Raw genomic sequence first — 26,849 nt, 5'->3', positions numbered from 1 at the left:
CTTTCTGAACGATAATTCCCGCTACACGGCCATGTGCAGCTGGATGAGATCATCGGTGAGTTCACCGATCGCGCCCTTGGCAACGACGCGTCCCTTTTCGAGTAACGCGAAGCGGTGAGACGCGCGCCGCGCGAACGCGACATTCTGTTCGACCAGCACGACCGTGATGCCGCGCTCGCGATTGAGCTTGACGATCACGTCCTCGATCTGCTCGACGATGTTCGGCTGGATGCCCTCGGTCGGCTCGTCCAGCAGGATGACCTTGGGCTGGGCAAGCAGCGCGCGTGCGATCGCAAGCTGCTGTTGCTGACCGCCGGAGAGATTGCCGCCGTAGCGGTTGAGAAAATCCTTGAGCACCGGAAACAGCTCGAGCACCCACTCCTCGATGCCGTTGGCCGATTTCGCCGCGAAGGTCCCTAGCGTCAAATTCTCCCGCACCGTGAAGCGCGGCAGGATGCCGCGGCCCTGCGGCACATAGGCGATGCCGGCCTTGGCGCGCTGATGGGTGCGCAACGGCGAGATGTCGGCGCCGTCGAGCGACAGCCGTCCAGTGCAGCGATCCATCAGACCGAGGATGCTGCGCATCAGCGTGGTCTTGCCGACGCCGTTGCGGCCGAGCACCGACAGGAATTCGCCGTTGCCGACCACCAGGTTGATGCCCTGCAGCGCGCGGCTGTTGCCATAGAAAGCGTCGACGTCGGTCAGCTCAAGCATGGCTGATGCCTCCCGATCCGAGATAGGCGCGGCGCACCTCCGGATGCGCCTCCACTTCCGCGGCGGTGCCTTCGGCCAGCATCTGGCCCATATGCATCACCGAGATGATGTCGCCGATCGCCTTGACGAAGCCCATGTCGTGCTCGACCACGATCAGCGTGTGCTTGCCCTTCAGCCGTACGAACAGTTCGGCGGTCTTGCGGGTTTCCTGCGCCGTCATGCCGGCAGTCGGCTCGTCCATCAGGATCAGCTCGGCGTCCTGGGCGACCAGCATGCCGATCTCCAGCCATTGGGTCTGGCCGTGCGACAGATACGCGGCCGGCCGGTCGAGCTGTTCGGTAAGCCCGACCAGCTCGGCAAGACGCTCGATGTCGTCGCGCGCGGCATTGCCGATACTCCAGCGCAGATTGCCGAACACGGAGGTGCGGCGCGCCCGCGCCACTTCGAGATTGTCGCTGACCGAGAGCTCGCGGAAGACGCTCGGCACCTGGAACTTGCGGCCGACACCGGCACGGGCGATCTCGTATTCCTCGAGCTCCTGCAGCGCGGTGCCGTCAAAGCTGACCGTGCCGGCGCTCGGCTTGACCTTGCCGCAGATGATGTCGAGCGCCGTGGTCTTGCCGGCGCCGTTCGGCCCGATCAGGCAGCGCAGCTCGCCCTTGCGCACGCTCATGTTGAGCGAATTGAGCGCCTTGAAACCGTTGAAGCTGACCGAGACGTCGCGGAGATCGAGATGGGAGTTCACGTGCTGCCCTCCGTCTGGCTGACACCCCGTGCAACGGCGCCGCCGGCGGCCTGTCTGCGCTGGGCAACCCAGCGCCAGGTGGACTGCGCGAGGCCGGCGAGCCCTTTGGGCAGGAACAGCACCACGAGCACGAACAGCGCGCCCATCACCAGCGTCCAGGTTTCCAGGAACGCTGCGGATTCCGACAGCGCGCCCTGCATGCCCGCGACCAGCACCGCGCCGAGGAACGCGCCGACCAGGCTCTGCCTGCCGCCGACGGCGCACCACACCACCACCGAGAGCGAGAGCTGCACGCCAAGGAAGGTCGGCGAGGCAAACTCCATCACGACCGTGTAGAGCATGCCGGCGAGGCCTGCGATCGCAGCCGAGAGCGCAAACACGAAGATCTGGTAGAGCGCGACGTCGTAGCCGAAATAGCGCACCCGGCTCTCGTGATCGCGGATCGCCTGCACGATCAGGCCGGCCCTGGACTTGGTGAAGGCAAAGGCAACCAGCAGGCTGAGCAGCACGCATCCGGCGACGAGGTAGTAGGTCGCGCGGCCATAGGCATCGAACGCGACGCCGAACAGCTCGAGCTGGGCGAGATCGGTGATGCCGTTGAAGCCGCCGGTGTAGCTCTGCTGGTCGATGATCACGAGATTGATCACCACCATGGTGGCGAGCGTGATGATCGAGACGTAGACGCCGGTGACCCGTCCCCGGAACATGAACCAGCCGAGCGCCGCCGCAACCAGCGCCGGCACGAGCAGCCCCGCCGCGATGGCGAAGCTGAGCGACCGGAACGGCTCCCAGAACCACGGCAAATGCTGGACATTGTTCCAGACCATGAAGTCCGGCAGTCCGCTCGCCCCGGTATGCACCGGCACGGTCTTGAGCTTCAGCGCCATCGCCATCGCGTAGGAGCCGAGCCCGAAGCTCATGGCCTGGCCGAGATTCAGGATGCCGCCGAAGCCCCAGGACAGCCCCAGCGATATCGTGAGGATGCCCAGCACCAGATAGCGCGCGACCTTGTTGAGCAGGAAATCATTGTTGAGCAGCACCGGGAGCGCGAACACCAGCGCGGAAACGATCAGCAACGGTGCAAGTTGCGCGATCAGGCGCTGCAATCCGCTGGAATTGGAAGCATTCGACGGCATAGATGAGCGATCTGTCTCAGGCCCGCACGCGTGCGGTGAAAAGCCCCTCGGGGCGGAAACGGATGAGCACGACGATGGCGAGCAGCACGATCGTCTTGGCGACCGTGTCGTTCTGCAGGAAAGCGATGCCGCCGGAGAGCTCGCCGAGGATGAAGGCGCTCGCCACGGTGCCGGCGAGGCTCTGCACGCCGCCGAGCACGACCACCATGAAGGCGTCGACCACGTAGCCGGTGCCCATGTCGGGCGACACGCTCTTGAGCGGCGACACCAGCGCGCCGGCAAGTCCGGCGAGGCCCGCGCCATAGGCGAAGGTCAGCGCGTAAATCCGCTTGGCGTTGATGCCGAACGATGCGGCGACCGAGCGGTCCTGGATGATGGCCCGCAGCTTCATCCCGACCGTGGTGCGGTTCATGAGCACCCAGGTCGCCCCGAACAGCGCGATCGACACGACGAACAGGAACACCCGATAGGACGATATCGGGATGCCGAACACGTTCATGCTGTCGGCCAGCGCCGGCGGCAGCTGCACATAGCGGAGTTCGCTGCCGACCATCAGCCGCACCGCCTGCTGCAGCATGATTCCGACGCCCCAGGTCGCAAGAATCGTATCGAGCGGCCGGTTGTTGAGCAGGCTGAGGACGTAGCGTTCGACGACCCAGCCGAAGGTTGCCACCACCAGGAAGATCGGAACGAGGCTCGCCAGCAGGCCGAGCCCGAGATAGGTGTGAAACACCCAGGCGGCATAAGCGCCGAGCATCACGAACTCGCCATGGGCGAGATTGATGATGCCCATCGAGCCGTAGATGATCGACAGTCCCAGCGCCACCAGCAGCAGGATGGATCCGATGCTGAGGCCGGTGACGATTTGTTCGATGAGTTGGTCCACGTCGGGATCCGCTTTCGATGTTCGTTTGGGCGCTTGCGCCCCTCGCATGTGTGCGAGAGGCGGCTTTCGTTGCGGGAAGCCGGCCGCCGGCGCCGCACGCCGACGGCCGTCGTCAGCCCCCGTCAGCTCTTCTCGACCAGGCCCTTCTCGGTGCAGGACTGCCCGGGATAGGCCGCGTAAGGCACCGGCTTCAGCCAATCCTTGGCCTCGACGAGAATCTCGAACTGGCCGTTCGACTTCGCCTGCGCGATCTTGGGCCACAGCCAGGTGTGCAGATTCTCCGGCTCGATCCGGACCTTGCCTTGCGGCGCAGTCACTTCCTGGCCCTTGACCGCGTCGCGGATGTTCGGCGGCGTGAGGTCGCTGGTGGCGAGCTTTTCGACCGCCTGCTTGAACAGATAGGTCTGGAAGTAGCAGGCCTCCGAGACGAAATGCGTCACCTTGTCGGCGCCCCAGCGCTTCTTGTAGGCCTCGACGAATTTCTCGTTCTCAGGCGACTTGTGCACCATGAAGTAAGGCGCCGAGGTGAAGTGACCGGCGGCAGCCTCTCCGCCCATCGCCGCGACCTCGTTCTCGGAGGTCGTGAGACTCGCCATCGGCATCTTCTCGGGATCGAGGCCAGCAGCCTTGTACTGACGATGCAGCGCGACCACGGAATCGCCGACCACGGTGGAGAAGATCACGTTCGGCTGCGTCGAGCGGATCTTGTTGATGACGGAAGAGAATTCGGAATGGCCGAGCGGCACATATTCTTCCGCCACGACCTCGCCGCCGAGTTTCTCGAGCAGCTTCTTGCAGTAGTTGTTCTCTTCCTTCGGATAGATGTAGTTGGAGCCGATCAGATAGAACTTCTTGCCGAACTTCTTGACCAGCCAAGGCACGAACTCGTCCTGTTGCTGGTTCGGCACTGCGCCGGTGTAGATGACGTTCTTCGAGCACTCGCGGCCCTCATAGAGCGTCGGATACCAATAGAGATTGTTCTGTCGTTCGAAGACCGGAAGCACCGCCTTGCGGCTCGCCGAGGTATATGAGCCGAACACGCTCACGCATTTGTCGCCGACGACGAGCTTGCGGGCCTTCTCCGAGAAGGTCGCCGGATCCGACGCAGGATCCTCGACGATCGGCACGATCTTGCTGCCCTTGATGCCGCCGGCGGCGTTGATTTCCTCGATCGCAAGCAACGTCGCCTTGTTGAGCGATTCTTCGATGATTGCAGTGGTTCCCGTCAGCGAGAACAGCACGCCGACCTTGATCTCGCCGCCTGCGGCGTAAGCGAGGTCGGCGTTCTTGATCCAGATATGCGGCAGTCCGGCGCCGGCAAACGCGCCAAGCGCCGCGGTATTCCTCAGCAAAGTCCGCCGTGAAATGCTCATCCCTAGCTCCCTTCAGGACTGAAAAAACAAAAAGCCCTCCCGATGCGCGCTTACGCGAGCATTGGGAGGGCTTTGTTGCCGGTTGTGTCGAAGGCGGCGCTGTCGCCGCCGGCCCCGCTATTGGGGCTTACTGTTGATGATCGTAGCCAAGCAGTTCGAACGAGTCAACAATCGCTGCGGCGACCGCGCTTGCCGACACGCGACGATCCATCGCCTGTCGTCTGATGAAGCCATAGGCTTCGGTTTCCGGCATCTGGCGCGTCGCCATCAGGATCGCCTTGGCGCGTTCCACCGTGCGCATCGAGCGCAGATTGTCGTCGAGCTTCTCGATCTTGCTGCGCAGCCGCCGTTCGTAGCTGAACTGGCTGCGCGCCAACACGAGGCTGGACAACACCGCATTCTGCGTAAACGGCCGCGGCAGAACGGCGTTGGGCGTTGCATGACACAGCGCATCGGCGTGAACGGCTTCCGTCGCCGGCAGGATCACGACCAGCGCGGAACGCGCATCGCCTGGAATCCACGGCAAACGCCGCGCCAGATCAGGCGAATATTCGCAGTACACCACGTCGGCATCGGCCGGTACGCTCTCCGGCATCGGCCAGACCTGACGCACCCGCATCCTGAACCGCTGCAATTCGCGCAACAACATGCCGACCTGATCGTCGACCGGCGCGACCACGACGGCCGAAAGATCGGCAAGTTCCTGAACCATGGTCTTGCGTCCGCCGACGTCTCGGCTCAGCGACGGCTTACGCGACTGCTCGTTCATTGGACGCTTCCTGTTTGCGTTGCACGACCATACCCGATCAGGAACGGATCCGCATGCACCGGCTCCTTCGATTGGCTGACCACGTCGAACTGCCCCTGGCGGTTGGCACGTCCGATGCGTGTCCAGAGATCGGTGTGGCCCGACATCGGGTTGACGGTGACGGCACCTTGCGGTGCATCAAAACTGGTACCGAACACCATGGAGCGGAGGACTTCCGTATCGAGCGAATTAACCTGCTCGAGCGCTTTCGCAAACAGATGCAGCTGGAAATAGGATGCCTCGGCGCACATGTTGGTGGAGATGTCGGCGCCGAACCGCTTCTTGAAGCGCTGCACAAACGCGTTGTTGGCGCTGCCCTCGACGCCCTGGAAGTAGGATGCCGCGGTGACGTGTCCTGCGCCGACGTCGAAGCCCATGGCGGCGATTTCGGCTTCCGTCGTGGTCAGGCTGGCGATCGGCACTTGCTTTGGATCGAGCCCGACATTCGCATAGGCCTGATAGAGGAAGACCGTGCCCTCCCCCACGACGGTCGAGAAGATCACGTCGGGCCTGACCCGCTTGATGTCCTGGATGATCGGGACAAAGTCCTGCCAGCGCGCGTAGACGTTGACGTAGCGTTCGCCGACGACCGAGCCGCCGTTGCTCTTCAGCAGCTCCCGCATCACCCGGTTGGACTCGCGCGGATAGATGTAGTCCGAACCCACGAAATAGAATCGTGTTCCGAACGTATCCATCAGATAGCGGCACAGCGCGAGGCTGTTCTGATTCGGCGAGGCGCCGGTGTAGATGACGTTCGGCGACGCCTCGAAACCCTCATAGAGCGTCGGGTACCAAAGCAGGCCGTTCAGCCGTTCGACCACCGGCAGCACCGCCTTGCGGCTCGACGAGGTGTAACAGCCGAATATAGTGCTGACCTGATCCTCCACCATCAACCGTTTGGCGTAGTGGCCATAGGCGGCCGAATCCGAGCCGGGGTCGTAGGCGACGGGAACCAGCTCGCGGCCGCAGACCCCACCCGCCTCGTTCACCTCCTCGATCGCAAGCTGCGTGCCCTGATACTGGGTCTCCTCGATCACCGACATGAAGCCGGTTCGCGAGAACAGCACGCCTATCCGCCATGGAGCGGAGGTCGCTTGGGTAGGATTCGACATGATCAGGCCCTCGACAGAATTGGAGGGACGAGAGGGATTATTGTTCTTGTTGCTCTCGAACAGCATTGCCGGGGGCGGAAGATTGCATGTCATCTGCCGCGAGACAAGGACCCACGAAGCTCATCCTGTCAGCGGCGCTGACGCGAAAGCAGGCAAACCAGATGTCACCCGCGAATGATCACAAGTGCAGCGCACCGCTGACCATCTATCTCCGGTAGACGCGCAATCGATTGCCCGTATCAAGCGAACCGATCGATAGTAACTCCGGGGAAACCTACGCCCGGCGCCATTGCAGCAAGGAGTAAGGCGGATCCGACTCCAGGTGATGCTCGAAGACCCCTTCGACATCTGCACCGATTGCAACCGCCTGTTCGGGATCGCCGAGCAGATTGCCGACCATGCGAATGCCGCCGGCATGCGGCAATTCGACAAGTACCGCGATGTAAGGTCCATGCCCTTTCAGCGCGGCATGCGATGGATGCCACGCGCGTTCCCAGCTGAAGATCCGGCCGCGCGGCGCGACTTCGGTCCATGCCGGATCGAAGGCGTGGCAGCGATGACAGAGCCATTCGGGTCCGAACTGCCACGTGTTGCAGTGGCCGCAGCGTTGCACCAGCAGCTTGCCTTGACGCAATCCTTCCCAATACGGCGTGGACAGGCCGTCGGGCTCCGCAACCGGGATCGGCAGGCCTGCCGGGAGATAGCGCGCGCTCGGCTTGCTCATAAGGTGGCCTCCGAACCCAGAATGAGGTCGCTGGCGGGAGAGACCATCGGACCTCCGATGACCATTGCGACGTCGCTGCGTCGCGCCTGGTTCGTCGAGGTGCCGCGTACCTGGCGAACCGCTTCCAGCACGAGCTCAAAGCCGTGCATGTAGCATTCGGCGAGGTTGCCGCCGCTGGTGTTGAGCGGCAGCCGCCCGGACGGCGCGATCAGGTTCTCGACGGTCAGGAACTCGTTGGCCTCCTCTGGCTTGAAGAAGCCGTGCTCCGCCAGTGCCATCACGACGCCGCCGGTGAAATTCTCGTAGGCCTGGACCACGCCGACATCGGACGGCCCTACGCCGGCCATGCGGTAGAGATCAGGGGCAACGGTGTCGAAACTCGCCGTGGCGTAGAGCGGCGCGTTGTGCGCCGTCGCGGCCGCGCGATGTCCGGATCCGAAGGCGGCACCGAGCAGATAGGCCGGCCTATTCCGGAATTCGGCGGCGCGCTCCGCCGATACCAGCACCAATGCCGCCGCGCCGTCATTCTCCATGCAGCAATCGTAGAGATGGAACGGCTCCACGATCCAGCGCGAGGCATCGTATTTCTCGGCGTCTAGCGGCTTGCCGTGCATCACGGCACGGGGGTTGGCCTGCGCATGGTGATAGGAGGCGAGCGCAATCGCGCGCAACGCCTCTTGCCGCACGCCGTGCTCGTGCATATAGCGCTGCACCCGCATGGCAAAACGCTGCGGCGGCGCCAGCACACCATAAGGCATCAGGTAGGATCGTTCGCCCGAAACGGTGTGGATCCCGCCCGCCTGTCCGAACCGGCCATACTGGCCCTGCGCCAGCGAGCGGAACACCACGACACAATCGGCGAGACCCGCGACGATCGCGGCCGCCGCGTTGGCAACCGCAGCACAGCAACCGCCGCCGCCTCCGCCCCATTGCATGGTGGCCGAGCGCAATCGATGCGTCCCCAGCGCCGCGGCCAGCCGTGAGGCTTCGCTGCGATCGTCGCTATAGGACGAGAACCCGTCGATCTCGCGGGGATCGAGCCCGGCATCCTCGCAGGCCGCCAGAATGGCTTTCAGCGCGAGCTTGAACTCCGGGTCGGGCGAAGCGCCGTGGCGATAGTATTCTGTTTCGCCGATCCCGATCACGGCGACACGGCCCCGCAGCGTCCGCTCGTCTCGCCCGCGCGCCGTCACGGCCTGGCATCCCGTCGCGAGGGCTGGTTGCCGAAAGCCCCACTTGCGGCAAGGCGGGCGATCTCGGCCTCATCGTAGTTGAGCAATTCGCGCAGCACGTTTTCGGTGTGCTGTCCAACCGCCGGTGCCGCAACGGGATCGACGATCGGGGTCCGCGAATAGCGGATCGGAAGGTTTACGTTCGGCACCCAACCCAGCGTCTCGTGCGGGATCCTCGTGACGATCCCGCGCTCCCTTGCCTCCGGGGAGCGGATCGCCTCGCCGACGGTGCGCACTTGGCCGCAGGGCACCCCGGCCGCCCGCATCCGCGACTGCCAGTGCGACCAGGGCTGCCGGGCAAAGGCATCGCCGAGAATAGCAAACAGCTCCTCACGCCGACGGATTCGATCAGGGCCGGTTGCATAGATCTCAGCCGCGGCGAGATCCTCGCGCTCGAGAACCTGCGCCATCAGGCGCTGAAAGATCTTGTCGTTGCCGCAATTGATGTAGAAGGCGCAATCGCTGGCCTGAAACACACCCGACGGACACGTATCCGGACTGGTATTGCCGCTTCGCTTCGGATCGGCATTGTTGAACAGCGACTGCATGGTCGCATAGCCGGTCATCAGCACGGCATTCTCGAACAACGACACCTCGATGGCCTGGCCCTGCCCGTTCCGCTCCCGCGCGAACAAGGCACCAAGGATCGCGTTGCTGGCCATCATCGCCGTGCTGATATCCATCACCGGCGACAATGCGCGCACGCCCTCGCGGTCGGCATAGCCGTTCATCGACACGAACCCGCTCTCGACCTGCGCGATCGGATCGAAGCCGAGCCGGTCCGAAAACGCTCCGTCACGGCCATAGGCCGACACCGAGCAATAGATGATCTCGGGCTTGATCTTGCGGCAGCTCTCATAATCGAGCCCCAGCCGCGCCATCACGCTGGCCGAAAAGTTCTCGACAAGGACGTCTGCCGTCGCGACCAGCTCGCGCGCGACCTTCAGGCCCTCCGGCGATTTGAGATCGAGGGCAATGCTGCGCTTGTTGCGGTTGGTCCAGAGGAACGGCGCACCGTGCCTGAGATCCGGATGCACCGGGGGATAGCGGCGCAAATCGTCGCCCCGGCCGGGCGCTTCGACCTTGATCACCTCGGCGCCCATGTCGGCGAGGATCATGGTCGCAAACGGTCCCGCAATGAAATGCGAGAAATCGATCACCCGGACCCCCTCGAGCGCCCTTGGCGCATCGGCAGGGCGCGGCGTGTGCTCGGGGAAGTCGGCTTCAAGCTGATCCAGCATCGGGAGGTCCGTCAGTTTGAGAAGTGTTGATCCGAAGGTCGCTTCCGTCGTCGTCAATTGCTCTTCGGCGGCTCGACGAGCGAGCATCCGCCCTGGTCGAGCGGCCGAAACGCCTCCGGCCCGGACAGCACGCCGACCTGCTCCAGCAGGTCCCACTTGCTCTTCGACGCATTCGGGCTCTTCACTTTGAAGATGTACATGTTGTGAATGGCGCGGCCGTCCGCGCGCACCACGACCGGCCCGAACAAGGCGTCGTCGATCGGCTTCTCCTTCAACTTCCGGATCACCGCCGGCGCGTCATTGGTTCCTGCCGCCAGCGCCGCGTTCAGGTAAGCCAGCACGGAGGAGTAGACGCCGGCGTGGAACGCGGTCGGCGACGGCCCGTGCTGGCGCGCGCTGAACCTCACCGACCAGGCACGGCTGGCATCGTTGAGGTCCCAGTAGAACGCCTGGGTGATGATCAGCCCCTCCCCAACCGCAAGGCCGCTCGACTCGACATCGTTGGTGGTGGTCAGCAGCGCCGCGAAGGTGCGCCCGCTCTGTTTCAGCCCGAACTCGGCGGATTGCTTGATCAGGCTGACCGTGTCGCCGCCGGCGGTCGCGAACGCGATCACGTCGGCGCCCGAGCTATCCGCCTGCAGGATGAACGAGGCATAGTCTGCATTGTTGATCGGCACGTTGACCGATCCGAGCACGGTGCCGCCGCCGGCGCCGATCACCGCCGTGCCGTCGCGCACCATCGACTTGCCGAGCGCATTGTCGGTCGCGATGAAGTACCACTTCTTGCCGCCATGACGCACGAGATAGGCGCCGATCGTGTGCGAGGCCGCCCAGGCATCGAAGGTCCACTGGATCGTGTTGGGCGAGCAGTATTTCCCGGTCAGGTCGGAGGATGCCGCGCTCGATGCAATCAGCGCCGCCTTGGTGCCGCGCACGACTTCGTTGACGGCGAGCCCGACGGCCGAGTTCGGCACGTCGGCGACCGCATCGACCTCCTCCTGATCGATCCAGCGCCGCGCGATTGCGGCGCCGACATCCGCCTTGTTTTGGTGGTCGGCGGAGACGATCTCGATCTTGAAATCCGAATGAAGCCGCATGAAATCCTCGGCAGCCATCCTGGCCGCCGTCACCGAGCCTTCGCCGGCATTGTCCGAATAAGGGCCGGATGCGTCGTTGAGCACGCCGATCTTGAGGAAGCGCGCAGCGTCCGCCGATGCGGGCGAACCGTCGCAAACGGCCAGCAGGGCCATTCCGGCGATTTGCGAAAGATACTTCATTGTTTCCACCCGTCGTCTGTTGTTGTTCTAGAGATCGAGCACGAGCGTGCGGGACTTGGCGCCCGAACAGCAGATCATGACGCTCTTGTTCGCAGCTTGCTCTTCCTTGCTCAGAAACTGGTCGCGATGGTCGGGCGTGCCCTCGAGCACGCGCGTCTCGCAGGTGCCGCAGACTCCCTCGGTGCAGGCGTAGTTCGCGGTGATGCCGGCATCCAGCAACGCATCGAGGATCGTTTTGCCAGGCTCGACCGCGATCGTGCGATTGCTTCGCGCGAGCTTGACGTCGAAGCCGCCCTCGGTGGCTGGAGCCTCCCGCGCCTGGAAGTATTCGACATGCACGTGATCGGACGGCCGATCGGCCGCCGCCGCCTCGAATGCCGCGAGCAAGGGCACCGGGCCGCAACAATAAAGATGCGCGTGGGCCGGTGCGTTGCCGACAATCGCCGGCAGGTCGAACAGACGCCCCGACCGCTCATCGTCGAAATCGACATGTATCCTGGAGCGAAGATCGGATCGGAATGCGTCGAGCTCGTCGAGGAATGCCGCGGCCGCGCGGGTCCTTGCGGCGTAGAACAGCTCCCAGTGGCGACCGATCGCATCCAGACGCCGGATCATCGACAGCAATGGCGTGATGCCGATGCCGCCGGCGATCAGGACCGAATGCTCGGCCGCTTCGTGCAGCGCGAAATTGTTGCGCGGCCCGGATATCGTCACGATATCCCCGACCTTCATCGAGTCGTGGACGAAGCTGGAGCCGCCCCGGCTCTCGGCATCCTTGTTGACGGCGATCACATAGCGGTGCCGCTCGCGCTGATCGTTGACCAACGAATAGCTGCGGATCATGCCGTTCGGCAGATGCAGGTCGATATGGCTGCCGGCCGTAAACGGCGCCAGCTCGCCGCCGGTCCGGGCGATCAGCTCATAGGAATTGATCCGCTCGGCCTCGTAGCCGATGCGCTTGACCAGCACGTCCTGCGTCATTTCAGCCATGGCGGGATGCGCTCACAGCTCGTACCCGAAATCGGCGCCAAGCTTCGCCCGCATGAACGGCGCGCCGACGTCGACCCAGGAATCCTCCGGCGGCAGCCGCAGCGACACCGCGCGCACCATGAACACGTCGGGGTCCAGGACGCCCTTGGGCTTCGTCCCGTGATCGCGATAGGCGCCGAGCGCCTCCAGAATGAAGCGCCGCGTCATCGCGATGCCGGTGTCGCTCGAGCACAGCGTCTCTTTGGTGCGATCGAAGACCGGCGAGACGCCGCTCTGGCAGGCGCCGTCCTGCACCCACAGCCCCGGCAGGCCCGAGAACCAGGTGGTGCGCTGCGCCTCATAGTCGAATTGAAAGCCGTTCTGCGGATTGTATTTGGTCCAGTAGCCTGCATACGAGACCGTCACCGGGTGCTGCACGAGCGCGTGGTGGCTGGCATGGCCGCTTTCGCGGCCCTTGTGGCCTTCGGCGAACACCTGCCGCGTTTTCTCCAGCAGCGGTTCCGACGGATGATAGGAGAACATGATGCAGAGCGTGTTCTCGTCATCGATCGGCACCCAGGCGTGTCCGCTCAGATCCGGGAACGGCGACAGCGGGGGCACCAGCGTATAGAACGGCAGCATGAACTGGTTGACGCGCCAATACAGGGTGTTGGCATCGTAATTGCGCCGCGCGGCGATGCTCATGCCGAAGTCCTGCTTGATGCATTCGAAGGTCGGCCGCAGGTCGCGCTTCTGGATCCAGGCACTCGTCGTACCCTGGGCGTCCAGCCGCCCGTGCAGCAGCGGCGCGTGCGCCGAGTCGATCTCGCCTTCGACCGCCTGCAGCCAGTTGCACTCCTGGACTCGCACCGAGATGTGCACCTGTTCGGCCGGCACCAGATTCCATTCGAGGTTGGGCAGCGGCGGAAGCTCGGCCTGGTCCGGGCCCATATAGGTCCAGATCATTCCGTTGCGCTCCTTGCAGGGATAGGCCTTGATCCGCACCCGCTCCTTGAGGCGGCTGCGCACCGGCTCCGCGGGCATATCCGTCACCGCGCCGGTGACGTCGAATTTCCAGCCGTGATAGACACAGCGCAGCCCGCAATCCTCGTTTCGTGCGAAGATCAGCGGCGCGCCGCGATGCGGGCAGGCCTGATCGACCAGCCCGACCCGTCCCTCGGTGTCGCGGAAGGCGACCAGATCCTCGCCGAGCAGCCGGATGCGCTTCGGCTGTCCATCCTTGGCGAGGTCCGCCGACGGCAGGAAGGGAATCCAGTAAAGCCGAAACAGGTCGCCGAGCGGCGTGCCCTTGCCGACCCTCACCAGGCGTTCATTGTCTTCGCGCGAGAGCATGAATTTGCCTCCTTCAATTGCGTGTGGCCGGGCCCGCCGCGCCGCCGAGAAGCGCGGCGACACGGTCGGACAGTCCGAGATCCTGAGCGGTCCAGAGCGGATCGGATGCGGTGAGCGGCTTGCGAGGCACGGGAGGCAGCTTGCCCTCCTCCACCAGGCCGACGATCAATTCGATGCGGCGCCGCTCCAGTTCCCGTAGGGCGTCCTCGACGACGGCGGCTTCCGCCGTGCATCCCGGCAGCTCCGGATAGGTAAGGCGAACCCGCCACTGCCCCGGCTCGGCTTCGACCGCCTCAGCCTCGAGCAAATAGGGAATCGACAGCAGCTCACGCAGGTCCAAGTTCAACCTCCCTGCACGATGTCTTGGCATCGCATTTGATACGTATACGTACTACATTGCCAAATGCGTGACAAGGCCGAAAGCGGTTGCGTTGTGCAGGGAACAGACCGGGGTGCCGTTCACCGCAGGGTTGAGGACGTCAGGCCAAGCTGCTAACGGCTAACGCGAATTCGAAAAACCGGAGTCCAACGACGGCATGGCAGCCGACAAGGGTATGAAACCGAGTTCGGCCACGGACATTGCGCGCGACTGGCAGCTCGAAGGCGGCGTCGGATTTCTGCTGCGGCTGCTGGAGGCCCGCTACGACGGGCTCTATCAGAGCATGACGCGCCAGAGCGACATCACGCCGCGGCAGTTCGGCGTGCTGATGGCGCTGTACCAATTGGGTCCTCTCACCCCCTCGGTGCTGGCGGAACGGATCAGCTGCGATCGCAACACGCTCAGCGAGATGCTGAAGCGGATGGTGGCGCGCCGGCTGGTTTCGAAGAAGAACAATCCGGACGACCGCCGCTCGCTCCAGGTGCAGATCACCGCCAAGGGCGAGGAAGCGCTGCTCGCCGTCATCCCAGCCGCTGCCGAGCTGCAAAACATCATGCTGGCTCCCTTGCGCAAGGAGGACCGCGCGCATTTCCTGAAATGCCTGCTCGCGATCGCGAAGGCTCCGCCGCCAGACGCTTCGTCCGATAGCTGAGATCGCTGCTTAGGCCGGCGTCCCGCCAAACGTGCCCGCAGCCGCGAGCGCTGCGATCGCCTCCGGCGACAATCCCAGGATCCGCGACAGCACATCGTCCCGTTGGGCGCCGATCTCGGGAACTTGACTTCCGATCGACGTATCGGCCCCCGACATCTGCCACGGCGCATTGACGCCGACGAATTCGCCGGCACCATCCGAGACCGTCCCGAACACGCCACGTTGACGCAGATGGGCATCGGTCAACGCCGCGCCCGGCGTCCGGTACTCGGCGCAGGGAACGCCGGCCCGATCCAGCGCCGCGATGCATTCCGCGACGGTGTGACGTTCGGTCCATCGCTCGATCACCTGCATCATGGCGGTCCAGTTGGCGCCGCGCGCCGGAATGGTCGCAAAGCGCGGATCGTTCGCCAGCTCGGCCTGCCCCGTCACCTCACACAGCGCCGCAAAATTCCGCGGCGTCACCGGGGCGATCAGGATATCGCCATCGCGGGTGCGGACCGGCCCATAGGTCGGACGCGGCGAGCGGATCGGGAACTGGGCTTCCTGGAGTTCATAGACCAGCAGGTTGAGCATGCAGTCCATCAATGCCACATCGACGCGCTGCCCCTTGCCGGTGCGTTCGCGCTGGACCATCGCGGTCTGGATCGCGGAATAGCCGAAGATGCCGCCGAGAATGTCGGCGACAAAGATCGCTCCGGCCGCGGGACGTTCCCGGTCACCGGCATAGCGCATCAACGAGGTATCGAATCCGCTTTCGGCATGCACGATCATCGCGTAAGCCGCGCGCTCGGCAGCGGGGCCGGACTGGCCATAGCCCGAGATCGAGCAATAAATCAGACGCGGGTTGATCTCGCGGAGCGCGTCGTAGCCGAGGCCGAGCCGCTCCATCACTCCCGGACGAAAATTCTCGACGAGAATGTCCGCTTCCGCGACCATGCGATGCACGAGCTTGATGGCATCGGCGTTCTTCAGGTTCAGCGCCAGGCTGCGCTTGCCGGCATTGAGCTGGCCGAAATAGGTGCTGTGGCCTTCGCGCAGCGGCGTCCGCAGCCGCATGTCGTCGCCTTCCGGCGGCTCGATCTTGATGACCTCGGCGCCGACGTCGGCGAGCAGCCGCGCGCAATAGGGCCCCGCCACCATGATGGAAAAATCCAGCACCCGCACACCGGCGAGCGGCGCCCTGTCGCCATCCTTCTGCATCCGATCTCTCCTACCTCGGCAGCCCGAGCGCGCGTTGCGCGATCAGGCTGCGCTGAATCTCGTTGGTCCCGATGCTGATGACCCACATCAGCGAATGCCGCAGATTTTGCTCGAAGCGGCCGTTATCGATCGCGCCCGGCATCTGCTCGGACAGCGCGGCACGCATCCCGAGAATGTCGAGCGCCGCCTCGCCGAAACGCTCCATCAGCTCTCCGGAGAACACCTTGCTGATCGCGCCATATTCCGGCGGCGTCACGCCATCAGCGGCAAGCTCGGCACAATGCATCATTAACTGACGGCCGATCTCGATCTCTGATGCCAGGGTCGCGATCTTGTCGCGGACGATGGGATCATCGGCCAGGGACTGCTCACCTTGCTTCGTCATCACATGCGAACGCAGCTGCTCGAAGGCGTGCGCGACCTTCAGGACAATGCCGCCACCGACCAGCCCGCGCTCGAAGGCCAGCGCGCCGGTCAGCACCTTCCAGCCGCCATTGACTTCGCCGACCAGGTTCTCGGCGGGAATCCGGACATTGTCGTAGAAGATGTTGGCAAACGTGCCGTCATACATGGTGACGGATGGACGGGTGGTGATGCCCGGTGCATCCATCGGCACGATGAACATGCTGACGCCCGCGTGCGGCGGCTTGGCATCCTTGTCGGTTCGCGCGGCAAGGAACATGTATTTGCCCCACCAGGTGGTGGTCCAGATCTTCTGGCCGTTGATCACCCAGTGATCGCCGTCCTTGATCGCACTGGTGCGCAGCGCCGCGAGGTCCGAGCCCGCCTGCGGCTCGCTGTAACCCATGCCGTGCATGGCTTCGCCGCGCAGGATCTCCGGCAAGTATTTCCGCTGCTGTTCTGCCGTGCCGAACATCATCAGCGCGTTGGCCTGGATCGCCGCACCGATCCGCGGCGCCTCGCCCCGCTCCATCGTCTCCATGAAGGCGATCTGTTCCAGCGGAGAGCGAGCCTGGCCGCCGAACTGCTCCGGCCATCCGAGGCCAATCCATCCGGTCTCGCCGATATTTCGGGCGAAGCCCGCATCGAACTCGCGCTTGGCGAACGGCCTCTGGGCGAACGCCTGCTTTGTATCCCCGGTCCAGTTTTGCGCGAGCCAGAGCCGGACCTGCTCGCGAAACGCATTTCCGGCGGACCCGAGGTCGTATTGCGGCAGCCCGGCGCCGTCCGCATCCAGCAGCTGTGCGGCCAATCTGTGCTTTGCATCCGAGGCGCCGCCGAGCGCGATCGTATCGAGATGCACGCGCTTGAAATGGATCGGCGCCTCGTGCTCCTCGGCATAGCCGATCGCTCCGAATGTGTGCTGGGTCTCCAGCGAGACCTGCCGCAGCGCATTGCCGGAGAATGCCGACGCGCAATCGGAGAAGTAGCGCCAGTCGTCGTCGCCGCCATCATGCAATCTGGCGGCATGCTCGAGGATCAGCCTGACGCCTTCGAGCGAGATCAGGCAATTCGCCAGCTTGTGCTGGATTGCCTGAAACTTGCCGATCGGTTGTCCGAACTGGTGCCGTTCCTTGGCGTAGTCCACGGCCAGCTCAAACGCACGCCGCGCCGCGCCGTAGGCACGCGCGGTCAATGCCGCCTTGCCCTTGATGCGGAGATCGTCCAGATCGACCGTCCCGACCGGAATGCGCGTGAGCGGCGCTGCGTTCAGCCTGACCTCGTACTGTCCCCACGCCCCCATCGCGCGGGTCGCGACGCATTCGACACCGACACCGCCAAGATCGATTAGCGCAAGATGGGCCTGCTCGAGCACGACCAGAAGGTGCGTGGCACCTCCCGCTGCCTCGACAAAGCGGAGCACTCCCGTTGCTGTGCTGTTCGTGGCCTCGACCGAACCAGTCCCGCGATCGGGATCCAACGCCCCGAACGAGAAGGCGACGATGGCCTTCCCGGAATGCAGCCGCTCCATGAGCTCAACCACGACGTCGACCTTCGATCCGGCAATCGCAAGATTGGCGAACGCCGCAGACCACATCGGCGCCGGGCACCCGGCGCGGCCAAGCTCCGCCATGACGACGAGAATCTCGGCGAGCCCGCCTTCGCCCTCGACACCGAGTGCGGCGACGCCCTGCCCGACCAGCTTGCGCCAGATCGCCGATACCTCGTCCGGCGAAGACGATGCCGTTACGCCGCGCGGACGCCAATGCTCGTCGAGGAAGCCGCGCAAGGAGTCGCGCAGCATCCCTGCGACATCGTCATTCGACGCTTCGGTCGTCGTCATTGCCCAGCCTCGAGCTACGCCTGGCCGAACCTGGGCTTGCGCTTCTCCTTGAACGACATCGTCGCTTCCTTGTGGTCGGCGGTCTCGAACGTCACCTGCTCCAGCGCCATCGAGGCCTCCAGCAGCATGTTCACGCGCTCCTTGACGATCTGGTTGATCGACAGCTTGGTCCAGCGAATGGCCCAGGTCGGGCCGTTCGCTAGCTCGATTGCGATCGCGCGGGCCTTGGCCAATACCTCGGCGCGCGGCGCGACATGGTTGACCAGCCCGATCCGCTCCGCCTCCTTGCCCTTCAGCAGCGTGCCGCGGATCAAAAATTCCTTGGCCTTGTTGATGCCGATCAGCAGCGGCCAGATCACTGTGCCGCCGTCGCCCGCCACCAGCCCGACGCGCGACACGTGAGTGTCGCCGATCCGGGCATCCTCCGCCATCACGGTGATGTCGCAGAGCAGTGCGTGGGTCGCAGCCAGGCCGATGGCGTCGCCGTTGATTGCCGCAATGATCGGCTTGTCGAGCTCGAGCTGGCGGGTCACGCCGCGCCGGCTGATCATGGGATCGTGCACCTCGCCCTCCTCGAGCACGTCGCCGCCCGGCCGCTCCGACATCGCCTTTACGTCACCACCGACGCTGAAGAAATCGCCGGCGCCGGTCAGCACCACGGCATTGACGGCATGATCGTCGGCAAGGTCGTCCCAGATCGTCCGCAGCTCGCGGATCAGCTTCTGATTGATGGCATTTCGCGCCTGCGGGCGATTCAAGGTCACGGTCGCGACCTTGTCCGCGACCTCGACCGTCAGGCATTCATACTTGGCGTAGTTGGACACGTTTGCCTCCATTGTTATTGCCGTTTGAGTGTTGATCTATTTGCCCGCGCCGCGCGTTACCGGCGCATCCCGGGCTGCACGTCGGCCAATGCCACGTGAAGCGACATGGCTCCCGGATCCTGCTCCAGCATGCGCTGCACGGATTCGAGGTGCGAGCGCAGCAGCCGGCTCGCCAGCGCCACGTCTCGCTCGCTGAGCGCCGCCAGGAACTGCCGCCGCTTCTCCGCGAGCCGCGCCATCGCAACCCCGCTGGAAGCGACCTTGGCGTAGACGAAGCGCATGTGGATCTCGGTGACCGAGTCCACGATCATCGCAATCACCTTGTTGCCGGTCGAAGCCGCGAGCAGCTTGTAGAACTCGCGCGAGCATTCGACCCGATCGAGCAGCCTGCCTTCCTTCGTCGCAAGCTCCGTCCGCTCAATATTGGCTTCCAGCGCATCGAGGTCGGCCCGGCGTGCATTTGCGCATGCCAGCTGCACCACAAGGTCGAGTACGTGGACCCGCGCCTCCGACAATTCCCGCACCGATATCGTCCCGAGGCTCAGCATGTCGCGCATGACCTCGTTCATGCGCCGGGTGTCGCCCTGCTGGATGAAGGCGCCGCCCTTGACGCCCTTCTGCAGCCGCAGCACGCCGGCCATCTCCAGGCTGCGCAGCGCCTCCCGCAGCACATTCCGGCTGACGCCGAGCTGCTGTGCGAGTTCGCGCTCGGCCGGCAGCTTGTCGCCGGGCTTCAGCACGCCGAGCGCCAGCTGCTCGCGAATGCGCTCGCAGATCTCCTCGAACGTCCGCCTGGTGTGGATCGGCTTGAATGTGGGCGTGGCCGCGGCGGCGGCCGCACGAAGATCGGTGGCCCGCTCCCGCCGGTTCGGCGAGGCGGTGCGGGGGCGCTGCGGCGCGCGAGGGCTTGACTTGGTGCTCATGCGGTGAATTATTAAATGGATCACCCATTCAATGGAAGTCCCTTTTTGGCTTCCGGCAAAGAAAACAAACGGGAGCCCGTATGAGTTTTTCCGAGGAGCAGGTCGCGTTCCGCGACAATTTGCGCAGGATGGTCGCCAGGCACGTGGCGCCGATTGCCGCCGAAATCGACGAGACCGACCGCTTCCCGCTCGAGCTGGTCAAGCTGTTCGGCGAGATGGGATTGATGCAGCTCTGGGTGCCGGAGCGCTATGGCGGCCCGAACGGCAACCTCACCATGGCCTGCATCGCGCGCGAGGAGATCTCGAAGGTCTCGCCCGCCTGCGCATCGATTGCGGCGCTCAACACCATGTTCATCATGCCGCTGCTGCATTTCGGCTCGGAAGAGCAGCGCCAGAAATATTTGCCGATCATCGCTAAGGGCGGCGTGGTCACGGCGATCGCGATCTCCGAGCCACAGGCCGGCTCCGACGTTGCCGCGCTCAACGCCCGCGCCCGGAAGGACGGCGACAGCTATGTCCTGAACGGCCGCAAGCAATGGTGCAGCTACGGCGTCGTCGCCGACTACATCGTGGTGATGGCGCGGACCAGTGACGGCGCCGGCGCGGACGGAATCAGCGCCTTCATCGTCGAGCCGAAGAAGATGCCGGGCATCACGTTCGGCCGCCACGAGCGCAAGATGGGCTTTCGCGGCGCGCCCAACACCCCGATCTTCTTCGACAATGTGCGGGTGCCGGCCGAAAACCTTGTCGGTGAAGAAGGCAAGGGCTTTCGCGCGTCGATGCGCGCGCTCGACCTCAACCGCCCGACCATCGGCGCGCAGTCGGTCGGCCTCGCCCAGGGTGCGCTCGATGCATGCGTCGCCTACGCCAAGGAACGCAAGCAGTTCAAGCAGCCGATCGCCGAGTTCCAAGGCGTGCAGTTCATGCTTGCCGACATGGCGATGCAGATCGAGGCGGCCCGCGCGCTGGTCTACGAATGCGCCCGCGCCGGGCGATGCCGGCGACTGGAAGCGGCTCAACGTGCTTGCCAGCATGGCCAAATGCGTCGGCAGCGACATGGCCATGAAGGTGACGACCGACGCGGTCCAGATCTTCGGCGGCTACGGCTACACCATGGACTACCCGGTCGAACGCATGATGCGCGACGCCAAGCTGACCCAGATCTTCGAAGGCACCAACCAGATCCAGCGCGTGGTGATCGCCCGCGAGCTGCTGCGCTAGCGCAACAAGAAACGAATTACAGGGAGGAACGACCTTGAACCACATCATCGACCGGGCTTTGGCGGCCGTCGCGCTGTCAGCCCTGCTGGCGGCGCCTGCCTACGCGCAGAAGGCCTATGGACCCGGCGCCAGCGACACCGAGATCAAGCTCGGTCAATCGACGCCGCTGAGCGGCCCCGCCTCCGCCTTCGGCGCCGGCGCCGGGCGTGCCGTGGTCGGCTATTTCGAGATGCTGAATACGAAGGGCGGCATCAACGGGCGCAAGATCAACTTCACCCAGCTCGACAACGCCTACAGCGCGCCGAAGGCGGTCGAGCAATCGCGCAAGCTGATCGAGGATGTCGGCGTCTTGGCCGAGGTCGGTACGATCGGAACCGCGCCCAATGTGGCGATCCAGAAATACCTCAACGCCAAGCAGGTGCCGCAGCTCTTCATCACCGCCGGCGGACGCCGCTTCAACGATCCCAAGACGTTTCCGTGGACGATCCCGCTCTATCCGGACTTCGAAACCGAAGGCCGCGTCGTCGCCAAGTACATCCTGAAGGCAAAGCCCGACGCCAGGATCGGCGTGCTCTACCAGAACGACGACTACGGCAAGGACTATCTCAAAGGCCTTCGCGCCGGCCTCGGTCCGAAGGCCGAGCTGATCGTCGCCCAGGCCTCCTACGAACTTGCCGACCCGACGATCGACTCGCAGATCGTCCAGCTGAAGGCCGCCGGCGTCGACACGCTGATCGAGCAGTCGTCATCAAAGGCCGCCGCGCAGTCGATCCGCAAGGTCTACGAGCTCGGCTGGAAGCCGCTGCACGTGATCGGCGGCTCCACGGCATCGGTCCAAACCATTCTGAAGCCCGCGGGCCTCGAAGCATCGAAGGGGCTGGTCACCACCCAATTCCTCAAGCAGCCCGGCGACCCGGCCTGGGCCAATGACGATGAGGTCAAGGCCTACAAGGATTTCCTGAAGACGTACGCGGCTTCGGCCAATCCGGACGACTATTCCGTGCTGGTTGCTTATATGAACGTGCACGCCGTGGAGCTGGCGTTGCGCAAATGCGGCGACGATCTCACCCGCGAGAACCTGATCAAGCAGGCGACGTCGCTCAGCGGCGCGCGGCTGCCGATGATGCTGCCGGGCGTCTCGATCAGCACCCGGCCCGGCGACTACACGCCGTTTCGGACCCTGCGGATCGCGACGTTTGATGGCGAGAGTTGGTCGCTGACGGGCGAGCCGCTGTCGGCCGATTGAGCCGGGTTGGCGAGAACCGTCGTCAGCGGCTTCTCGCCAACGTCATCTCAGGCGCGCAGGCTCGGCAGATCAAGGCCATTGGCCTGGGCGCATTCGATCGCGGTTTCATAGCCAGCATCGGCGTGGCGCATGACCCCCGTCGCCGGATCGTTCCACAGTACGCGTTCGAGCCGGCGCGCCGCCTCCGGCGTGCCGTCCGCGACGATCACCATGCCGGCGTGCTGCGAATAGCCGATGCCGACGCCGCCGCCGTGGTGCAGCGACACCCAGGTGGCGCCGCTCGCACAGTTAAGCAGCGCATTGAGCAACGGCCAGTCGGACACCGCGTCCGATCCGTCGCGCATCGCCTCGGTCTCCCGGTTCGGGCTTGCCACCGACCCGCTGTCGAGATGATCGCGGCCGATCACGATCGGCGCCTTGAGCTCGCCCCGCGCCACCATTTCGTTGAAGGCAAGGCCGAGGCGATGGCGGTCGCCGAGCCCGACCCAGCAAATCCGCGCCGGCAGGCCCTGAAACTTGATGCGCGCCTTCGCCATGTCGAGCCAGTTGTGCAGATGGCCATCGTTGGGCATCAGCTCCTTGACCTTGGCGTCGGTCTTGAAGATGTCCTCGGGATCGCCGGACAACGCCGCCCAGCGGAATGGCCCGACGCCGCGGCAGAACAGCGGACGGATGTAGGCCGGGACGAAACCCGGAAAGTCGAACGCCTGCTTCAGGCCCATGTCCTTGGCCATCTGGCGGATGTTGTTGCCGTAGTCGAGCGTCGGGATTCCCTGCGCGTGGAAATCCAGCATGGCCTGGACGTGATCGACCATCGAGGTCTTGGCCGCGGTCTCGACCGTCTTCGGATCGGCGGCGCGCCGCGCCTCCCATTCGGCGAGCGTCCAACCCTTGGGCAAATAGCCGTTGATCGGATCGTGCGCGCTGGTCTGGTCGGTGACGATGTCCGGGCGCACGCCGCGGCGCACCAGCTCGGGAAAGATCTCGGCCGCGTTGCCGAGCAGGCCGACCGACACCGGCTTATGAGTCTTGGCCGCGTCGGCAATGATTGCGAGGGCTTCATTGAGCGTCGTCGCCTGGCGATCGAGGTATCCCGTGCGCAGCCGCATCTCGATGCGGCTCGGCTGGCACTCGACGGCGAGCATCGAGGCGCCGGCCATGGTCGCAGCGAGCGGCTGGGCGCCACCCATGCCGCCAAGGCCCGCCGTGAGGATCCATTTGCCGGCAAGGCTACCGCCGTAGTGCCGACGGCCGACCTCGACGAACGTCTCATAGGTGCCCTGCACGATGCCCTGGCTGCCGATATAGATCCAGGAGCCCGCCGTCATCTGGCCGAACATCATCAGGCCTTGGCGGTCGAGCTCGTTGAAATGATCGAGCGTCGCCCAATGCGGCACCAGGTTCGAGTTCGCGATCAGGACGCGCGGCGCATCCGCATGGGTGTGGAAGATGCCGACCGGCTTGCCGGATTGCACGAGGAGCGTCTGATCACCTTCGAGCTTGCGCAAGGACGCGACGATCCGGTCAAAGCTCTCCCAGTCGCGCGCCGCACGGCCGATGCCGCCATAGACCACGAGCTCGCTCGGACGCTCGGCGACGTCAGGGTCCAGATTGTTCATCAACATGCGCAGCGGCGCTTCGGTCAACCAGCTCTTCGCGCTGATCTCGGAGCCGCGGGGCGCGCGGATGATACGTTCGTTATCCAGTCGGCGGTTCATGACGGATGTCCCTGTCGGCTACGCAAGTTTTGGAAACGGATCGGACGAAAGGGCCGCGATCGCGGCGGCGGGCAACGCGCCGGCTTCGATCAACGACGCTGCCCGCGCGAGATCGTCGGCCATGTAGCGGTCGGCGGCGAGCGCCGGAACATGCGCGCGCAACGCGGCAATCACCGCAGCGAGCGGTACGCTCGTCGCGTGTGGTGCGCGCAGCGTGATGCCCTGCGCGGCGACCAGAAGCTCGATGCCGAGGATGGCCGCGAGGTTGTCGGCCATGTCGGACAGCCGGCGCGCGGCATGCGCCGCCATCGAGACGTGATCTTCCTGATTGGCGCTGGTCGGTGTGGAATCGATCGAGCACGGCATCGCGCGCTGCTTGTTCTCGGCATAGAGCGCGGCCGCCGTCACCTCGGCGATCATGAACCCGGAATTGATGCCGGGCTCAGGTGTCAGGAACGGCGGCAGGCCGAAGTTGAGCGCGGGATCGACGAGGGTCGCGATCCGGCGCTCGCTGGTGGCGCCGATCTCCGAGAGCGCGAGCGCGATCTGGTCGGCGGCGAACGCCACCGGCTCAGCATGGAAATTGCCGCCTGAGACGATCTCGCCGGTATCGACCAGGACCAGCGGGTTGTCCGTCACGGCATTGGCCTCAATCGTCAGTCCGCGCGCGGCGTGCACGAGCAGATCGAGCACGGCGCCCGCGACCTGCGGCTGGCAGCGCAGGCAATACGGGTCCTGCACCCGCTCATCGCCTTCGAGATGCGATTGCCTGATGTCGCTGCCGTCGAGCAATGCGGTCAGGGCCGCGGCCGCGGCGATCTGTCCATCATGGCCGCGCAAGGACTGGATTTCGGGACGAAACGGCACCGTGGAAGCCATCGCCGCATCGACCGACAGCGCACCGGTCACCAGCGCGGCACGCGCCAGGCGATGCGCACGCAGCAGGCCGGAAATCGCATAGGCGGTCGAAAACTGCGTGCCGTTGATCAGCGCGAGTCCTTCCTTGGGGCCGAGCGTCAGCGGCGCAAGACCGGCGGCGGCAAGCGCTTCATGACCCGGCACGATCTTGCCATCAAGGAATGCCTGCCCCTCCCCGATCATGACGGCGGTCATGTGGGCAAGCGGCGCGAGATCGCCGGAGGCGCCGACCGAGCCCTGCTGCGGCACCAGCGGAGCGACGCCGTGCGCCAGCATGCCCTGCAGCTGCTCGATGACGTCGCGGCGCACACCCGACGCACCACGGCCGAGCGAGATCACTTTCAACGTCATCATCAGGCGCACGATCGGCTCAGGCGTGGCCGGGCCCACTCCGCAGCAATGTGACAGGATCAGGTTGCGCTGAAGCAGCGCGGTCTGGTCAGGCGCGATACGCGTCGAGGCCAGCTTCCCGAAACCGGTATTGATGCCGTAGACGGGAATGTCGATCTGCGCCGCTTTCGCCACGATTGCCGCGGCTGCCTCGACCCGCGGCCAGAACGATGGATCGAGCGCGATGGGCGCACCGTCAAGCACGCGCGCCAGCACGTCGAGGCCGACCGTTCCGGGCGTTACGACAATCGGCGTAGCCGGATCGCTCATTGGCCCCTCCACACCCGCCGGTGCAACGGATTGAAACCGATGCGGTAGACCAGCTCGGCGGGACGCTCGATGTCCCAGATCGCCAGATCGCACCTTTTGCCGGCCTCCAGCGTCCCGGTCTCGGCGAGCAGGCCGAGTGCGCGCGCCCCTTCCCGTGTCACCCCGGCGAGGCATTCGGCGACCGTCATCCGAAACAACGTTGCGCCCATGTTCATCGCAAGCAGAAGCGAGGTCAGCGGCGAGCTGCCGGGATTGCAGTCGGTCGCCAGCGCCATGTTCACGCCGTGGCTGCGGAACAGCTCGACCGGCGGCTTCTGCGTTTCGCGAATGAAATAGAATGCACCGGGCAGCAGCACCGCGACCGTCCCGCTCTTCGCCATTGCAACGGCACCGGCTTCATCGGTGTGCTCCAGATGATCGGCCGAGAGCGCCGAGAATCGTGCGGCGAGCGCCGCGCCGCCGAGATTCGACAGCTGGTCGGCATGCAGCTTGACAGGCAGCCCCAGCGCACGCGCCGCCGCGAACACCCGGGCGGTCTGCTCGCCGGAAAATGCGATACCCTCCATGAAGCCGTCGACCGCATCGGCAAGGCCAGCCTTCGCCACCGCCGGCAGCATCTCGTTGCAGACCAGATCAATGTAGCGGTCCTTGTCGCCATCGGCTTCAGGCGGCAAAGCGTGAGCGCCTAAAAACGATGTGCGGATCGCAACCGGCCGCAAGCGGCCGAGGCTGCGTGCCGCCGCAAGCTGCCGGATCTCGGTCTCGACGTTAAGGCCATAGCCGGACTTGATCTCGACGGTGGTCGCGCCCTCGCCGATCAACGCGTCCAGCCGCGGCAGCGCGCCGGCGATGAGCTCGGCCTCGGTCGCGCTGCGCGTTGCGGCAACGGTCGAGACGATACCGCCGCCCGCGCGCGCGATCTCTTCATAGCTCGCGCCCTTCAGGCGAAGCTCGAATTCGTGCGCGCGGTTGCCGCCGTAGACGAGATGGGTGTGGCAATCGACCAGCCCGGGCGTGATCCAGCGGCCGGCGCAATCGATCCGCTCGACCGCGTCCGCGTCCACAGGAAAATCCGACTGCGTGCCCATGTAGACAATGCGGCCATCGCGCGCCGCGATCAGGCCCTGCTCGATCTCGCCGAGATCGGCGCCATCGCCGCGCATCGTGGCGAGCCGGGCGTTGTGCCAGATGCGGTCGAAACGCTCTGCCATGCGATCGTCCCTCGAGGTGGGATGCTTGACTTATATGTCTAGACATATAATCGTGTGCCGGTTCTGTCCAGCCGGCATG

Annotated in this window: 24 protein-coding genes and 1 pseudogene; 4 read left to right on the top strand and 21 right to left on the bottom strand. The window is 64.8% G+C overall.

Annotation, left to right across the window (positions count from 1 at the left end):
• Positions 1-21 precede the first annotated feature (21 nt).
• From urtE to ACVIGA_RS36385, 14 genes are all read right to left on the bottom strand, one after another.
• Complete coding sequence (urtE, locus tag ACVIGA_RS36450; protein ID WP_456669805.1) at positions 22-714, bottom strand: urea ABC transporter ATP-binding subunit UrtE; 693 nt, start codon at positions 712-714, stop codon at positions 22-24.
• Positions 707-1,459: an urea ABC transporter ATP-binding protein UrtD gene (urtD, locus tag ACVIGA_RS36445; RefSeq protein ID WP_375780150.1), complete on the bottom strand. Its 753-nt coding sequence runs from the start codon at positions 1,457-1,459 to the stop codon at positions 707-709. The genes urtE and urtD overlap by 8 nt, the downstream gene beginning before the upstream one ends.
• On the bottom strand, positions 1,456-2,595 hold the full coding sequence (gene urtC / locus ACVIGA_RS36440; RefSeq protein WP_456669804.1) for an urea ABC transporter permease subunit UrtC: 1,140 nt from the start codon (positions 2,593-2,595) through the stop codon (positions 1,456-1,458). Before urtC ends, urtD begins: the two co-directional genes overlap by 4 nt.
• A 16-nt stretch (positions 2,596-2,611) precedes the next feature.
• Positions 2,612-3,481, bottom strand: a complete 870-nt coding sequence (gene urtB / locus ACVIGA_RS36435; RefSeq protein ID WP_456669803.1) for an urea ABC transporter permease subunit UrtB — start codon at positions 3,479-3,481, stop codon at positions 2,612-2,614.
• Positions 3,482-3,603: 122 nt separating this feature from the next.
• Positions 3,604-4,854 (bottom strand): transporter substrate-binding domain-containing protein, encoded by a 1,251-nt coding sequence (locus ACVIGA_RS36430; RefSeq protein WP_223968670.1) that lies wholly within the window; start codon positions 4,852-4,854, stop codon positions 3,604-3,606.
• Positions 4,855-4,981: 127 nt separating this feature from the next.
• Positions 4,982-5,623: an ANTAR domain-containing response regulator gene (locus ACVIGA_RS36425; RefSeq protein WP_092125390.1), complete on the bottom strand. Its 642-nt coding sequence runs from the start codon at positions 5,621-5,623 to the stop codon at positions 4,982-4,984.
• On the bottom strand, positions 5,620-6,774 hold the full coding sequence (locus tag ACVIGA_RS36420) for a transporter substrate-binding domain-containing protein (RefSeq protein WP_223968668.1): 1,155 nt from the start codon (positions 6,772-6,774) through the stop codon (positions 5,620-5,622). The genes ACVIGA_RS36425 and ACVIGA_RS36420 overlap by 4 nt, the downstream gene beginning before the upstream one ends.
• A gap of 274 nt (positions 6,775-7,048) precedes the next feature.
• Positions 7,049-7,498: a Zn-ribbon domain-containing OB-fold protein gene (locus ACVIGA_RS36415; protein ID WP_456669802.1), complete on the bottom strand. Its 450-nt coding sequence runs from the start codon at positions 7,496-7,498 to the stop codon at positions 7,049-7,051.
• On the bottom strand, positions 7,495-8,691 hold the full coding sequence (locus ACVIGA_RS36410) for a thiolase C-terminal domain-containing protein (RefSeq protein WP_456669801.1): 1,197 nt from the start codon (positions 8,689-8,691) through the stop codon (positions 7,495-7,497). Before ACVIGA_RS36410 ends, ACVIGA_RS36415 begins: the two co-directional genes overlap by 4 nt.
• The gene (locus ACVIGA_RS36405) at positions 8,688-9,971 is read right to left on the bottom strand and encodes a CaiB/BaiF CoA transferase family protein (protein ID WP_456669800.1); all 1,284 of its coding nucleotides are present in this window, start codon (positions 9,969-9,971) and stop codon (positions 8,688-8,690) included. Before ACVIGA_RS36405 ends, ACVIGA_RS36410 begins: the two co-directional genes overlap by 4 nt.
• Before the next feature lie 53 nt (positions 9,972-10,024).
• Complete coding sequence (locus ACVIGA_RS36400; protein WP_456669799.1) at positions 10,025-11,248, bottom strand: ABC transporter substrate-binding protein; 1,224 nt, start codon at positions 11,246-11,248, stop codon at positions 10,025-10,027.
• A gap of 27 nt (positions 11,249-11,275) precedes the next feature.
• Positions 11,276-12,238 carry a PDR/VanB family oxidoreductase gene (locus ACVIGA_RS36395; RefSeq protein ID WP_456669798.1) on the bottom strand — a complete coding sequence of 321 codons (963 nt, stop codon included), beginning with the start codon at positions 12,236-12,238 and terminating at the stop codon, positions 11,276-11,278.
• 12 nt (positions 12,239-12,250) lie between these two features.
• Positions 12,251-13,570 (bottom strand): Rieske 2Fe-2S domain-containing protein, encoded by a 1,320-nt coding sequence (locus ACVIGA_RS36390; protein ID WP_456669797.1) that lies wholly within the window; start codon positions 13,568-13,570, stop codon positions 12,251-12,253.
• 13 nt (positions 13,571-13,583) lie between these two features.
• Entirely contained in the window at positions 13,584-13,910 is a 327-nt protein-coding gene (locus ACVIGA_RS36385) for a hypothetical protein (RefSeq protein WP_456669796.1), read from the bottom strand.
• A gap of 196 nt (positions 13,911-14,106) precedes the next feature.
• Between ACVIGA_RS36385 and ACVIGA_RS36380 the strand changes: the two genes are divergently transcribed.
• Positions 14,107-14,601, top strand: coding sequence for a MarR family winged helix-turn-helix transcriptional regulator (locus ACVIGA_RS36380; RefSeq protein ID WP_456669795.1), 495 nt, complete (start codon positions 14,107-14,109; stop codon positions 14,599-14,601).
• 9 nt (positions 14,602-14,610) lie between these two features.
• Here ACVIGA_RS36380 and ACVIGA_RS36375 read toward each other — a convergent pair whose 3' ends face one another.
• From ACVIGA_RS36375 to ACVIGA_RS36360, 4 genes are read right to left on the bottom strand one after another with little or no spacing between them, the layout of a single operon-like run.
• Positions 14,611-15,804, bottom strand: a complete 1,194-nt coding sequence (locus tag ACVIGA_RS36375; RefSeq protein WP_456669794.1) for a CaiB/BaiF CoA transferase family protein — start codon at positions 15,802-15,804, stop codon at positions 14,611-14,613.
• Positions 15,805-15,814: 10 nt separating this feature from the next.
• Positions 15,815-18,049: an acyl-CoA dehydrogenase family protein gene (locus ACVIGA_RS36370; RefSeq protein ID WP_456669793.1), complete on the bottom strand. Its 2,235-nt coding sequence runs from the start codon at positions 18,047-18,049 to the stop codon at positions 15,815-15,817.
• Positions 18,050-18,063: 14 nt separating this feature from the next.
• Complete coding sequence (locus ACVIGA_RS36365; protein ID WP_456669792.1) at positions 18,064-18,873, bottom strand: enoyl-CoA hydratase/isomerase family protein; 810 nt, start codon at positions 18,871-18,873, stop codon at positions 18,064-18,066.
• Between the two features lie 56 nt (positions 18,874-18,929).
• Positions 18,930-19,796: a FadR/GntR family transcriptional regulator gene (locus ACVIGA_RS36360; protein WP_456669791.1), complete on the bottom strand. Its 867-nt coding sequence runs from the start codon at positions 19,794-19,796 to the stop codon at positions 18,930-18,932.
• On the opposite strand from ACVIGA_RS36360, the pseudogene ACVIGA_RS36355 reads away from it, so the two are divergent.
• The 3 genes and pseudogenes from ACVIGA_RS36355 to ACVIGA_RS36345 form a co-directional block, all read left to right on the top strand.
• Positions 19,685-20,725: pseudogene (locus tag ACVIGA_RS36355) on the top strand (acyl-CoA dehydrogenase family protein); the annotation flags it as partial. The gene ACVIGA_RS36360 and the pseudogene ACVIGA_RS36355 sit on opposite strands and share 112 nt — an antisense overlap.
• Positions 20,646-21,017, top strand: coding sequence for an acyl-CoA dehydrogenase family protein (locus ACVIGA_RS36350; RefSeq protein WP_456669790.1), 372 nt, complete (start codon positions 20,646-20,648; stop codon positions 21,015-21,017). The pseudogene ACVIGA_RS36355 and the gene ACVIGA_RS36350, both read left to right, overlap by 80 nt.
• 43 nt (positions 21,018-21,060) lie before the next feature.
• The gene (locus ACVIGA_RS36345; RefSeq protein WP_456670967.1) at positions 21,061-22,263 is read left to right on the top strand and encodes an ABC transporter substrate-binding protein; all 1,203 of its coding nucleotides are present in this window, start codon (positions 21,061-21,063) and stop codon (positions 22,261-22,263) included.
• A 47-nt stretch (positions 22,264-22,310) separates the two neighbouring features.
• Here the strand turns inward: ACVIGA_RS36345 and hutU are convergent, their stop codons facing one another.
• From hutU to hutI, 3 genes are read right to left on the bottom strand one after another with little or no spacing between them, the layout of a single operon-like run.
• Positions 22,311-23,981 (bottom strand): urocanate hydratase, encoded by a 1,671-nt coding sequence (gene hutU / locus ACVIGA_RS36340; RefSeq protein ID WP_456669789.1) that lies wholly within the window; start codon positions 23,979-23,981, stop codon positions 22,311-22,313.
• An 18-nt stretch (positions 23,982-23,999) separates the two neighbouring features.
• Positions 24,000-25,559 carry a histidine ammonia-lyase gene (gene hutH / locus ACVIGA_RS36335; protein ID WP_456669788.1) on the bottom strand — a complete coding sequence of 520 codons (1,560 nt, stop codon included), beginning with the start codon at positions 25,557-25,559 and terminating at the stop codon, positions 24,000-24,002.
• Positions 25,556-26,770: an imidazolonepropionase gene (gene hutI, locus ACVIGA_RS36330; protein ID WP_456669787.1), complete on the bottom strand. Its 1,215-nt coding sequence runs from the start codon at positions 26,768-26,770 to the stop codon at positions 25,556-25,558. The genes hutH and hutI overlap by 4 nt, the downstream gene beginning before the upstream one ends.
• Positions 26,771-26,849: the final 79 nt, after the last annotated feature.

The sequence above is a fragment of the Bradyrhizobium sp. USDA 3240 genome, from assembly GCF_054063295.1.
This window is presented reverse-complemented; position numbering and strand designations above follow the sequence as displayed.

Bases quoted from the DNA above. Each gene is read 5' to 3' on its own strand.
- hutU (WP_456669789.1), bottom strand. From the start codon at position 23,981: ATGAACCGCCGACTGGATAACGAACGTATCATCCGCGCGCCCCGCGGC.
- urtE (WP_456669805.1), bottom strand. From the start codon at position 714: ATGCTTGAGCTGACCGACGTCGACGCTTTCTATGGCAACAGCCGCGCG.
- ACVIGA_RS36375 (WP_456669794.1), bottom strand. From the start codon at position 15,804: ATGCAGAAGGATGGCGACAGGGCGCCGCTCGCCGGTGTGCGGGTGCTG.
- ACVIGA_RS36430 (WP_223968670.1), bottom strand. From the start codon at position 4,854: ATGAGCATTTCACGGCGGACTTTGCTGAGGAATACCGCGGCGCTTGGC.
- urtC (WP_456669804.1), bottom strand. From the start codon at position 2,595: ATGCCGTCGAATGCTTCCAATTCCAGCGGATTGCAGCGCCTGATCGCG.
- hutH (WP_456669788.1), bottom strand. From the start codon at position 25,559: ATGAGCGATCCGGCTACGCCGATTGTCGTAACGCCCGGAACGGTCGGC.
- ACVIGA_RS36420 (WP_223968668.1), bottom strand. From the start codon at position 6,774: ATGTCGAATCCTACCCAAGCGACCTCCGCTCCATGGCGGATAGGCGTG.
- ACVIGA_RS36415 (WP_456669802.1), bottom strand. From the start codon at position 7,498: ATGAGCAAGCCGAGCGCGCGCTATCTCCCGGCAGGCCTGCCGATCCCG.
- ACVIGA_RS36425 (WP_092125390.1), bottom strand. From the start codon at position 5,623: ATGAACGAGCAGTCGCGTAAGCCGTCGCTGAGCCGAGACGTCGGCGGA.
- ACVIGA_RS36370 (WP_456669793.1), bottom strand. From the start codon at position 18,049: ATGACGACGACCGAAGCGTCGAATGACGATGTCGCAGGGATGCTGCGC.
- ACVIGA_RS36395 (WP_456669798.1), bottom strand. From the start codon at position 12,238: ATGGCTGAAATGACGCAGGACGTGCTGGTCAAGCGCATCGGCTACGAG.
- ACVIGA_RS36390 (WP_456669797.1), bottom strand. From the start codon at position 13,570: ATGCTCTCGCGCGAAGACAATGAACGCCTGGTGAGGGTCGGCAAGGGC.
- ACVIGA_RS36400 (WP_456669799.1), bottom strand. From the start codon at position 11,248: ATGAAGTATCTTTCGCAAATCGCCGGAATGGCCCTGCTGGCCGTTTGC.
- ACVIGA_RS36380 (WP_456669795.1), top strand. From the start codon at position 14,107: ATGGCAGCCGACAAGGGTATGAAACCGAGTTCGGCCACGGACATTGCG.
- ACVIGA_RS36360 (WP_456669791.1), bottom strand. From the start codon at position 19,796: ATGAGCACCAAGTCAAGCCCTCGCGCGCCGCAGCGCCCCCGCACCGCC.
- ACVIGA_RS36350 (WP_456669790.1), top strand. From the start codon at position 20,646: ATGCATGCGTCGCCTACGCCAAGGAACGCAAGCAGTTCAAGCAGCCGA.
- ACVIGA_RS36405 (WP_456669800.1), bottom strand. From the start codon at position 9,971: ATGCTGGATCAGCTTGAAGCCGACTTCCCCGAGCACACGCCGCGCCCT.
- hutI (WP_456669787.1), bottom strand. From the start codon at position 26,770: ATGGCAGAGCGTTTCGACCGCATCTGGCACAACGCCCGGCTCGCCACG.